The sequence below is a fragment of the Streptomyces sp. NPDC048612 genome (assembly GCF_043199295.1).
Lineage (GTDB): Bacteria > Actinomycetota > Actinomycetes > Streptomycetales > Streptomycetaceae > Streptomyces.
Genome location: NZ_JBICVV010000027.1, coordinates 59,937 through 70,779 on the forward strand (window position 1 = coordinate 59,937; position 10,843 = coordinate 70,779).

The 10,843-nt window shown below is 70.2% G+C and carries 10 protein-coding genes; 3 read left to right on the forward strand and 7 right to left on the reverse strand.

The window, feature by feature from the left end:
* Nucleotides 1-4: 4 nt before the first annotated feature.
* From zwf to pgl, 3 genes are read left to right on the forward strand one after another with little or no spacing between them, the layout of a single operon-like run.
* Nucleotides 5-1,537 carry a glucose-6-phosphate dehydrogenase gene (gene zwf / locus ACGFN2_RS30950; protein ID WP_362612314.1) on the forward strand — a complete coding sequence of 511 codons (1,533 nt, stop codon included), beginning with the start codon at nt 5-7 and terminating at the stop codon, nt 1,535-1,537.
* Nucleotides 1,534-2,580, forward strand: a complete 1,047-nt coding sequence (opcA, locus tag ACGFN2_RS30955; protein ID WP_362612317.1) for a glucose-6-phosphate dehydrogenase assembly protein OpcA — start codon at nt 1,534-1,536, stop codon at nt 2,578-2,580. Before zwf ends, opcA begins: the two co-directional genes overlap by 4 nt.
* Complete coding sequence (gene pgl, locus ACGFN2_RS30960) at nt 2,577-3,359, forward strand: 6-phosphogluconolactonase (protein ID WP_362612319.1); 783 nt, start codon at nt 2,577-2,579, stop codon at nt 3,357-3,359. The genes opcA and pgl overlap by 4 nt, the downstream gene beginning before the upstream one ends.
* A gap of 89 nt (nt 3,360-3,448) precedes the next feature.
* Here the strand turns inward: pgl and pgi are convergent, their stop codons facing one another.
* The 7 genes from pgi to gap all read right to left on the reverse strand — a co-directional run bounded on the left by pgi (nt 3,449) and on the right by gap (nt 10,625).
* Nucleotides 3,449-5,101, reverse strand: coding sequence for a glucose-6-phosphate isomerase (gene pgi / locus ACGFN2_RS30965; RefSeq protein ID WP_393365968.1), 1,653 nt, complete (start codon nt 5,099-5,101; stop codon nt 3,449-3,451).
* A gap of 57 nt (nt 5,102-5,158) precedes the next feature.
* Nucleotides 5,159-6,445, reverse strand: coding sequence for an MFS transporter (locus tag ACGFN2_RS30970; protein ID WP_393365920.1), 1,287 nt, complete (start codon nt 6,443-6,445; stop codon nt 5,159-5,161).
* Between the two features lie 209 nt (nt 6,446-6,654).
* On the reverse strand, nt 6,655-6,990 hold the full coding sequence (locus ACGFN2_RS30975; RefSeq protein ID WP_006606296.1) for an RNA polymerase-binding protein RbpA: 336 nt from the start codon (nt 6,988-6,990) through the stop codon (nt 6,655-6,657).
* A gap of 154 nt (nt 6,991-7,144) precedes the next feature.
* Entirely contained in the window at nt 7,145-7,381 is a 237-nt protein-coding gene (gene secG, locus ACGFN2_RS30980) for a preprotein translocase subunit SecG (RefSeq protein WP_362614367.1), read from the reverse strand.
* Between the two features lie 141 nt (nt 7,382-7,522).
* Nucleotides 7,523-8,299, reverse strand: a complete 777-nt coding sequence (gene tpiA / locus ACGFN2_RS30985; protein ID WP_362614364.1) for a triose-phosphate isomerase — start codon at nt 8,297-8,299, stop codon at nt 7,523-7,525.
* Nucleotides 8,300-8,304: 5 nt separating this feature from the next.
* On the reverse strand, nt 8,305-9,507 hold the full coding sequence (locus ACGFN2_RS30990; RefSeq protein ID WP_362614362.1) for a phosphoglycerate kinase: 1,203 nt from the start codon (nt 9,505-9,507) through the stop codon (nt 8,305-8,307).
* A gap of 113 nt (nt 9,508-9,620) precedes the next feature.
* On the reverse strand, nt 9,621-10,625 hold the full coding sequence (gap, locus tag ACGFN2_RS30995; protein WP_362614359.1) for a type I glyceraldehyde-3-phosphate dehydrogenase: 1,005 nt from the start codon (nt 10,623-10,625) through the stop codon (nt 9,621-9,623).
* Nucleotides 10,626-10,843: the final 218 nt, after the last annotated feature.

The following is a 10,843-nucleotide window of genomic DNA, read 5'->3' on the forward strand; positions in this document are numbered from 1 at the left end:
TCCCTTGACTGATTCCCACGGAGCCAACCCGCTCCGTGACGCCCTGGACCGACGGCTCCCGCGTATCGCGGGGCCGTCGGGCCTGGTGATCTTCGGCGTCACGGGCGATTTGTCCCGGAAAAAGCTGATGCCTGCCGTGTATGACCTCGCCAACCGGGGGCTGCTGCCGCCGGGCTTCTCCCTCGTCGGGTTCGCCCGCCGCGAGTGGGAGCACGAGGACTTCGCGCAGGAGGTGTACACGGCGGTCAAGGAGCACTCCCGTACGCCGTTCCGCGAGGAGGTCTGGCAGCAGCTGGTGCAGGGCTGCCGCTTCGTCCAGGGCAACTTCGACGACGACGAGGCCTTCGAGACGCTCAAGGAGACGATAAACGAGCTCGACAAGGCGCAGGGCACCGGCGGCAACTTCGCCTTCTACCTGTCCGTGCCGCCGAAGTTCTTCCCCAAGGTCGTCCAGCAGCTGAAGAAGCACGGGCTGGCCGAGCAGAAGGAGGACTCCTGGCGCCGCGCGGTCATCGAGAAGCCGTTCGGGCACAACCTGGAGAGCGCCAAGGAGCTCAACCGGATCGTGCACGAGGTCTTCCCGCCGCACGAGGTCTTCCGGATCGACCACTACCTGGGCAAGGAGACGGTCCAGAACATCCTGGCGCTGCGGTTCGCCAACACGATGTTCGAGCCGCTGTGGAACCGCAGCTATGTCGACCACGTCCAGATCACGATGGCCGAGGACATCGGCATCGGCGGCCGGGCCGGCTACTACGACGGCATCGGCGCGGCCCGTGACGTCATCCAGAACCACCTGCTCCAGCTGCTCGCGCTGACCGCGATGGAGGAGCCCGCCTCCTTCGAGGCGGACGCGCTGGTCGCGGAGAAGACCAAGGTGCTGGGCGCGGTCCGGCTGCCCAGGGACCTCGGCAAGGAGACCGTCCGCGCGCAGTACGCGGCGGGCTGGCAGGGCGGCGAGCAGGCCGTCGGCTATCTCCAGGAAGACGGCATCGACCCCAAGTCGAAGACCGACACCTACGCCGCGATCAAGCTGTCGATCGACAACCGCCGCTGGGCGGGCGTCCCCTTCTACCTGCGCACCGGCAAGCGCCTGGGCCGCCGGGTCACCGAGATCGCGGTGGTCTTCCAGCGCGCTCCGCACTCCCCCTTCGACCACACCGCCACCGAGGAGCTGGGGCAGAACGCCCTGGTCATCCGCGTGCAGCCGGACGAGGGCGTGACCGTGCGGTTCGGCTCCAAGGTGCCGGGCACCTCGATGGAGGTACGGGACGTGTCGATGGACTTCGCGTACGGCGAGTCCTTCACCGAGTCCAGCCCGGAGGCGTACGAGCGCCTGATCCTCGATGTCCTCCTCGGCGACGCCAACCTCTTCCCGCGAGTGGAGGAGGTGGAGCGGTCCTGGCGCATCCTCGACCCGATCGAGGAGTACTGGGACCGGCACGGCAAGCCCGCGCAGTACCCGGCGGGCACCTGGGGCCCGGCCGAGGCGGACGAAATGCTCGCACGAGACGGACGGAGCTGGCGTCGGCCATGAAGATCGATCTGACGGAAACCACCTCCAGCAAGATCAACAAGGCGCTGGTGGAGGGCCGCCGCGCGGTGGGCACCCCGACCAGCGGCATGGTGCTCACCCTCGTCATCGTCACCGACGAGGAGAACGCCTACGACTCCCTGAAGGCGGCCAACGAGGCCTCCCGCGAGCACCCCTCGCGCACCCTCGTCGTCATCAAGCGGGTCAGCCGGTCGCCGCGCGACCGCGCCAAGGCCCGGCTGGACGCCGAGGTGCGGGTCGGCACGGAGGCCGGCACCGGCGAGACGGTGCTGCTGCGGCTGTACGGCGAGGTCATCGACCACGCCCAGTCCGTGGTGCTGCCCCTGCTGCTGCCGGACGCCCCGGTCGTGGTCTGGTGGGCGGTCAACGCCCCGGCGGCCCCCGCGCAGGACCCGCTCGGTGCGCTGGCCCAGCGCCGGGTCACCGACGCCTACGCCGACGAGCAGCCCATCCACGAGCTGTCCGCCCGCGCCGACACCTACACGCCCGGTGACACGGATCTGTCCTGGACCCGGATCACGCCGTGGCGCTCGATGCTGGCGGCGGCGCTCGACCAGGCGCCGTGCACGGTCACCTCGGCCGAGGTGACCGGCGAGGAGTTCAACCCCAGCTGTGAGCTGCTCGCCATGTGGCTGGCCGACCGGCTGAACGTTCCGGTCACCCGCAAGGTCTCCGGCGGCCCCGGCCTGACGGCGGTCCGGATGGAGTCCAGCATCGGCGCGATCGTGCTGGACCGCCCGGACGGCTCGCTGGCCACGCTCTCCATGCACGGCCAGCCCGACCGCGCGGTGGCGCTCAAGCGGCGGGAAACCTCCGAGCTGCTCGCCGAGGAGCTGCGCCGGCTCGACCCGGACGAGATCTACGCCGCCGCGCTGAAGTTCGGCGTGGACCGGCTCGGTCACGGCAACGGCAACGGCGCGCAGCCGGCGGGCGGGCAGCAGCCGGCCGCCGAGGAGAAGCCGGCCGAGAGCGGCGCCGCCAAGCCCGCGGCGAAGAAGCCCGCGAAGAAGGCGGCCGCCAAGTGAGTGCTCCGCAGGTGGTCGTCCACCGCGACAAGGAGCTGATGGCCAAGGCCGCGGCGGCCCGGCTGATCACGAAGATCGTGGACGCCCAGGCCGCCCGCGGCTCCGCCTCCGTGGTCCTGACGGGCGGGCGCAACGGCAACGGGCTGCTCGCGGCCCTCGCCGAGGCGCCCGCCCGGGACGCGGTGGACTGGTCCCGGCTCGATCTGTGGTGGGGCGACGAGCGGTTCGCACCGGACGGCGATCCGGAGCGCAACCACACCCAGGCCCGCGAGGTGCTGCTGGACAGCGTTCCGCTGGACCCGGCCCGGGTGCACCCCATGCCCCCGTCGGACGGCCCGTACGGCAAGGACGCCGACGCCGCCGCCGAGGCGTACGCGGCCGAACTCGCCGCCGCCGCGGGGCCCGAGGACCACGGCCCGGTGCCGTCCTTCGACGTCCTGCTGCTGGGTGTCGGCCCGGACACCCATGTCGCCTCGCTCTTCCCGGAGCTGCCCGCGGTCTACGAGACGGACCGGACGGTGGTCGGGGTGCACGGCGCGCCGAAGCCGCCGCCCACCCGGGTCTCGCTGACCCTGCCCGCGATCCGCGCGGCGCGGGAGGTCTGGCTGCTGGCGGCCGGCGAGGACAAGGCCAACGCCGCGGCCATCGCCCTCTCCGGCGCCGGTGAGGTGCAGGCCCCGGCGGCCGGCGCACGGGGCCGCAGCCGGACCCTGTGGCTGCTGGACGAGGCGGCGGCGTCCCAGCTGCCGCGCGACCTCTACCCGCCGGCATCGGCCTGAGGAACACCGCAGCAAGGCCGTGGGCCCCGCACCCTCCCGGGTGCGGGGCCCACGGCGTCACCGCGACGCTCCGGCGGCGATCCGGCGGATCAACGCCCGCGCAGCCGACGGTACTCGGCGACCAGACCGGCCGTGGAGGCGTCGAGACCCGGCACCTCGGCGCCCTCGGTCAGGGCCGGTTCGACGCGCTTGGCGAGGACCTTGCCCAGCTCCACGCCCCACTGGTCGAAGGAGTCGATGTTCCACACCGCGCCCTGGACGAACACCTTGTGCTCGTAGAGCGCGATCAGCTGGCCCAGCACGGACGGGCTGAGCTCACCGGCCAGGACGGTCGTGGTGGGGCGGTTGCCCGGGAACGTCTTGTGCGGCACCAGTTCCTCGGCCACGCCCTCGGCGCGTACCTCGTCCGGCGTCTTGCCGAAGGCCAGCGCCTGGCCCTGGGCGAAGAGGTTGGCCATCAGCAGGTCGTGCTGGGCGACCAGCCCCGGCTGGAGGTCGGCGACCGGCTCGGCGAAGCCGATGAGGTCGGCCGGGATCATCTTCGTGCCCTGGTGCAGGAGCTGGTAGTAGGCGTGCTGGCCGTTCGTCCCGGGCGTGCCCCAGACGACGGGCCCCGTCTGCCAGTTGACCCGGTTGCCCTGGCGGTCCACGGACTTGCCGTTGGACTCCATGTCCAGCTGCTGGAGGTAGGCGGTGAACCGGGAGAGGTAGTGGCTGTAGGGCAGCACGGCGTGCGCCTGCGCGTCCCAGAAGTTGCCGTACCAGATGCCGAGCAGGCCCAGCAGCAGCGGGGCGTTCTCCTCCGGCGGGGCGGTGCGGAAGTGCTCGTCGACGAGGTGGAAGCCGGCCAGCATCTCGCGGAAGCGCTCCGGACCGATCGCGATCATCAGCGACAGGCCGATCGCGGAGTCGAAGGAGTACCGGCCGCCGACCCAGTCCCAGAACTCGAACATGTTGTCCGTGTCGATGCCGAACTCCGCCACCTTCCCGGCGTTGGTCGACAGCGCCACGAAGTGCTTGGCGACGGCCTCTCCCCCGGCCCCCAGACCGGCCAGCAGCCAGTCGCGGGCCGAGGTGGCGTTGGTGATCGTCTCGATGGTGGTGAAGGTCTTCGAGGCGATGATGAACAGCGTCTCGGCCGGGTCCAGATCACGGACCGCCTCGTGCAGGTCGGCGCCGTCCACATTGGAGACGAAGCGGAACTGCATGTCCCGGTGGGTGAAGGCGCGCAGCGCCTCGTACGCCATCGCCGGGCCCAGGTCCGAGCCGCCGATACCGATGTTGACGACGGTCTTGATGCGCTTGCCGGTGTGGCCCTTCCAGTCGCCGGAGCGGACCCGGTCGGCGAAGGTGCCCATCCTGGTCAGGACGTGCTGCACACCGGGGACGACGTTCTCGCCGTCGCTCGTGACGACCGCCGAGCCGGGCGCGCGCAGCGCGGTGTGCAGCACCGAGCGCCGCTCGGTGACGTTGATCTTCTCGCCGCGGAACATCGCGTCCCGCAGCCCGGCCACATCGGCCGCCGCGGCCAGCTCGCGCAGCAGCCCCAGCGTCTCGTCGGTGACCAGGTGCTTGGAGTAGTCCAGGTGCAGATCGCCGACCTGGAGGGTGTAGCGCTCGGCGCGCCCCGGGTCCCGCTCGAACAGCTCGCGCAGATGCACCTCCGCCAGCTGCTCACGGTGCTTGCCCAGCGCGGTCCACTCAGGCAGCTGATCGAGCCTGCTGCGGCCTTCTGCGTTCATCTCGGACATCAGCCTTCTTCATCTCGTACCGGCCCCGCCGTCTCCCAACCTAATTGATCAGGGCGCGATGGGAGGTATCTGTCCCCCGCCGGACGGGGCGTCGTCGCGGCGGTGAAGAACAGGTGTCAACGCGGCCGTCCCCAGGGCCAGCAGGGCGGCGGCCAGCAGCGCGGGGGTGTTCGGGCCGAACGCCGCGGCGGCCGCGCCGCCGCACAGCGCGCCGAGCGGTGTCCCGGCGACCGAGACCGTACGGAAGGCGGCGCTGATCCTGCCGAGCATCCCCGCCGGGCTGCGCTGCTGCACGACGGTGGTCTCCAGGACGTTCCACACCATCCCGGCGAAGCCGAACAGGCCCAGGAGCAGGGCCGCGAGCCAGACCGTACGCAGTGTCCCGAAGCCCACCAGCGCCACGGTCTGGACCGCACCGGCGAGCAGCAGAGTGCGGCCCCTGCCGCCGGCCACGGCGATCGTCCGGTCCGCGAGAAGCCCGCCCAGGACCATCCCGATGCCGTAGCCGGTGGTCACCACGGCATACCCGAAGTCCCCGGCGCCCAGCCCGCCCTTGACGACCACCACCAGGGTCGCGATCAGCGCACCGATGCCCACATTGCCCAGCGCCACCGACACACAGAAGGCGCGCAGCACCCGGTCACGCCACAACTGCCGTATCCCCGCGCCGATTTCGCGCCGGACGGTACGCCCGGCGGCGGCCGGCCCCCGTGGCAGTGGGGCGGCGCGCAAGGAGGCGACGAGGACGGCAGCGACGAGGTACGTCACCCCGTCGGCCAGGAACGGGAGGGCGGCACCGAGCGCGAGGAGCACCGGTGCCAGCGGTCCGCCGAGGAACCGGCCGGCCAGCTCCTGACCGGTCATCAGCCTGGCGTTGGCGGCGGCCAGCGCCTCCTTGGGCACCACCGCGGGCAACAGGGCCGTGGCGGCGTTGTCGAACAGCGTCTGGAGGGTGGTGAGCGCGAAGGACAGCGCGAGCAGCAGTGCGATGCCCGCCCGGTCGAACGCCACGGCCAGCGCGAACCCGGCCATCAGCAGGCCCCGCAGCACATCGACGGCCCACATCGCCCGCCGCGGGTCCACACGGTCGGCCACCGCACCGCCCAGCAGCCCGAAGAACAGCCAGGGGACGAAGCCGCAGGCCGTGACGAGCGAGATCAGCAGGGGGTCATCCGTCAGGGCGTAGGCGAGCAGCGGGAGCGCCGTGCCCCGCAGGGCGTCACCGAAGCGGGAGACTGCGGCGGCGCCCCACAGCCGGCCGAAGCCACCGCCCCGGAGCGGCCCGCCCGTGCCCGCCGCCGGGCCCGCCTTCGTCCCCGTTCCGCTGTCCGCCATGCCGCCCCCGTCCGCATCGCTCGCGTACGGAAAACGGTACGGGCGACCACTGACAGTGACCCTCGGGCAACGTCCCCATCCGCTACCTCAGATGCGGACCGCAGGCCCTACAGGGGCGCGTATCGCCGTGAGGGAGCACCGACGCGGAAGGCCCGGCCGGAGGGGGTGTGTCCCCTCCGGCCGGGCCTTACGAGAGATGTGCTGATCCGTCAGATCTCACCGCGGAGCTTGGCGAGCGCCTCCGCGAGGATCGCCTCGCCGTCCGCGTCACTGCGACGCTCGCGGACATAGGCGAGGTGGGTCTTGTACGGCTCGGTGCGCGGCGGGTCCGGCGGGCTGTCCCGGTCCTTGCCGGCCGGGAAACCACAGCGCGGGCAGTCCCAGGTGTCCGGAACCTGCGCATCGCCGGCGAAGCTGGGCTGCGTCTCGTGCCCGTTGGAGCACCAGAAGGAGATGCGGGTGCGCGGCGCGGACTCGCCGCGCTCGGCCTCCCCCATCGGCCCCGCCCCGACCCGACTTCCTCGGATCGCGTTGCCACTTGCCACGGTCGTAACTCCCTGCGTAATGGTGCTGCACGCCTCTCGCAGCAGCTGCGCTGCGGAACGCCCCAGTCTACGTAAGGCCCAACGCGCGTCCAGTGGCTGGAGTTACCCGTCCGAGGACGCCTCCCTCATGATAGGCCGCACCTCCGACGCAGCGTCAGTTGCTGAGCTTCATCAGGATGCCGAGCACGACGATGCAGGCGAACCACAGCAGAGCCACCACGATGGTGATGCGGTCGAGGTTGCGCTCGGCGACCGAGGAGCCACCGACCGAGGACTGCATACCGCCGCCGAACATGTCGGACAGACCGCCGCCCTTCCCCTTGTGCATGAGCACCAGCATCATCAGCAGCAGGCTGAAGACGATGAGGGCGATCGAGAACCCGATGACCACGGCTGGACCAACTCTCTAGGACTGACGGACGGACGTATGGAGCACGATATACGGAACAAATGGTGCGGGGCCGGGGGCGGTGCCGCTGCACCGGTCCCGGCCCCGACAGGGTACGACGAGGGCTCCCCCTCGTCATAGCGGCTACTGGTCGCGGAAGCGGACGATCTTCACGAACTCGTCCGCGTCCAGCGCCGCGCCGCCGATCAGCGCGCCGTCGACGTCGGGCTGCGCCATGATCGCGGCGACGTTGCCGGACTTGACCGAGCCGCCGTACTGGATACGGACCTTGTCGGCCAGCTCCTGGCTGTACAGCTCGGCGAGGCGGCCGCGGATCGCACCGCAGACCTCCTGCGCGTCCTCGGGGGTGGCGACCTCGCCGGTGCCGATGGCCCACACCGGCTCGTAGGCGATCACCACGGTCTCGGCCTGCTCGGCCGGGACGTCCGCCAGACCGCCGTCGACCTGGGCGAGGGTGTGCGCGACCTGGTTGCCGGCCTTGCGGACGTCCAGGCCCTCACCGACGCACAGGATCGGGGTGATGCCGTTCTTGAAGGCGGCCTTGACCTTGGCGTTGCAGATCTCCTCGTTCTCGCCGTGGTACTGGCGGCGCTCGCTGTGGCCGACGGCCACGTACGCGCACTTCAGCTTGGCGAGCATCGGGCCGGAGATCTCACCGGTGTAGGCACCGGAGTCGTGCGCGGAGATGTCCTGGGCGCCGTACTTGATCTTGAGCTTGTCGCCGTCGACCAGCGTCTGCACCGACCGCAGATCGGTGAAGGGCGTCAGGACCGCGACCTCTACGGCGTCGAAGTCCTTGTCGGCGAGGGCGAAGGCGAGCTTCTGGACATGGGCGATGGCCTCGAGGTGGTTGAGGTTCATCTTCCAGTTGCCCGCCATCAGCGGGGTGCGGTCAGTCACGTTGTTCAGTCCTCCAGAGCGGCGAGGCCGGGGAGCGTCTTGCCTTCGAGGTATTCGAGGCTGGCGCCACCGCCGGTCGAGATGTGGCCGAATGCGTTCTCGTCGAATCCCAGCAGACGCACGGCGGCTGCCGAGTCACCGCCCCCCACGACGGTGAAGGCGGGCGAGTCCAGCAGCCCCTGGGCGACGGCCCGGGTGCCGCCGGCGTAGTCGGGGTGCTCGAAGACGCCCATCGGACCGTTCCAGAAGACGGTGCCCGCGTCGGCGAGCTTCGCGGCGTAGAGCTCGCGGGTCTTCGGGCCGATGTCCAGGCCCTCCTCGTCTGCGGGGATGGCGTCCGAGGAGACCACGGCCGGGTTCGCGGGGGCCTTGGTCTTGAGGTCCGGGAACTCGGACGACACCAGCACGTCGACGGGGAGCACGAACTCCACACCGCGCTTCTCGGCCCGCGCCAGGTACTCCAGGCAGGCCGGGACCTGGTCCTCCTGGAGCAGCGAGATGCCGACCTCGTGGCCCTTGGCCTTGAGGAAGGTGTACGCCATCCCGCCGCCGACCAGGATGCGGTCGGCCTTCTCGATCAGCTGGTCGATGACGGCCAGCTTGTCGGAGACCTTGGCGCCGCCCAGTGCGACCACATAGGGGCGCCTGACGTCGTCGGTGAGCTTCTTCAGGACGCCGACCTCGGTGGCGATCAGGTCGCCGGCGGCGTGCGGAAGGCGCTTGGGGAGGTCGTACACGGAGGCGTGCTTGCGGTGCACGGCACCGAAGCCGTCGCCCACGTACAGGTCCGCGAGGCCGGCGAGCTGCTCGGCGAAGGCTCCGCGCTCGGCGTCGTCCTTGCTGGTCTCGCCCGCGTTGAAGCGGAGGTTCTCCAGCACGGCCACCCGGCCGTCGGCCAGGCCCGCGACCACGGACCGGGCGGACTCGCCGACCGTGTCCGTCGCGAACGCCACGTCCTGCCCGAGGATTTCACCCAGCCGCGTGGCCGCCGGGGCCAGCGAGAAGGCCGGGTCGGGGGCGCCCTTGGGGCGGCCCAGGTGCGAGGCGACGATCACCTTGGCGCCGCGCTCGACGAGCTTGGCGATCGTCGGGGCGACGGCACGGATACGGCCGTCGTCGGTGATGGTGGTGCCGTCCAGCGGCACGTTCAGGTCTGCGCGGACAAAGACGCGCTGCCCGGCGACCTGAAGGTCGTCGATCGTCTTCATGAGGAGTGACTCCGTGTTTGCGTAGCTCGGCCATGGAACGGGGCCCGTACGACGCTCCTTCGCGTCCTACGAGCCCCGTCCTCACATCTCGGTGCCTCGGTGTCAACCAGCGATCAGAGCTGTCCGCCGACGAAGGTGGTCAGGTCCACCAGGCGGTTGGAGTAGCCCCACTCGTTGTCGTACCAGCCGACGACCTTGACCTGCTTGCCCTGGGACATGGTCAGGGCGGAGTCGAAGGTACACGAAGCCGGGAAGTTCACGATGTCCGAGGAGACGATCGGGTCCTCGGTGTACTCCAGGATGCCCTTGAGCTGGCCCTCGGCGGCCTTCTGGAAGGCGGCGTTGATCTCGTCCTTGCTGACCTCGCGGTCGAGCTCCAGGACCAGGTCGGTGACCGAGCCGGTGGGGACCGGGACGCGCATGGCGATGCCGTCCAGCTTGCCCTTGAGCTGCGGGAGGACCAGGGCGGTGGCCTTGGCGGCACCGGTCGAGGTCGGAATGATGTTCTCCGCGGCGGCGCGGGCGCGGCGCAGGTCGCTGTGCGGGAAGTCCAGGATGCGCTGGTCGTTGGTGTACGCGTGGACCGTCGTCATCAGGCCCTTGACGATGCCGAAGTTCTCGTCGAGAACCTTCGCCATCGGCGCCACACAGTTGGTGGTGCAGGAGGCGTTGGAGATGACGTGGTGCTTGGCCGCGTCGTACTTGTCGTTGTTGACGCCCATCACGATCGTGATGTCCTCGTCCTTGGCGGGCGCGGAGATCAGGACCTTCTTGGCACCGGCGGTGATGTGCTTCTCCGCGTCGGCCTTCTTCGTGAAGATGCCGGTCGACTCGATGACGATGTCGGCGCCCAGCTCGCCCCAGGGGAGGTTCGCGGGGTCGCGCTCGGCCATCGTCTTGAAGGTCTGGTTGCCGACCGTGATGGTGTCGTCGGTGTGGCTGACGTCCTGCTTGAGACGACCCAGGATGGTGTCGTACTTCAGCAGGTGAACCAGGGTGGCGTTGTCGGTCAGGTCGTTGACACCGACGATCTCGATGTCCGCACCCTGCTCCAGGAGCGCGCGGAAGTAGTTGCGACCAATGCGGCCGAATCCGTTGATGCCTACGCGGATCGTCACGAACCGATCTCCTCGTTAGGTGCGCCGATGGGGTACCGGCGAGCTGTATGGGCTGTCCCCGACCGCCTCCGACCCTACCCCCAATAAGAGACGTACGTGACATTGACAAACGGGCTTTCGACCCCTCAAACGAGCACTTACAGAAGGGCTCTCGGGCCCTCAAACGAGCGAGCCCAGAAGCGCTCCCGGCCCCTCAAACGAGCGGTGTGAACGGCTCT

Excerpts from the sequence above, each read along its gene's own strand:
- opcA (WP_362612317.1), top strand. The coding sequence starts at position 1,534 with ATGAAGATCGATCTGACGGAAACCACCTCCAGCAAGATCAACAAGGCG.
- pgi (WP_393365968.1), bottom strand. The coding sequence starts at position 5,101 with ATGAACGCAGAAGGCCGCAGCAGGCTCGATCAGCTGCCTGAGTGGACC.
- ACGFN2_RS30970 (WP_393365920.1), bottom strand. The coding sequence starts at position 6,445 with ATGGCGGACAGCGGAACGGGGACGAAGGCGGGCCCGGCGGCGGGCACG.
- ACGFN2_RS30990 (WP_362614362.1), bottom strand. The coding sequence starts at position 9,507 with ATGAAGACGATCGACGACCTTCAGGTCGCCGGGCAGCGCGTCTTTGTC.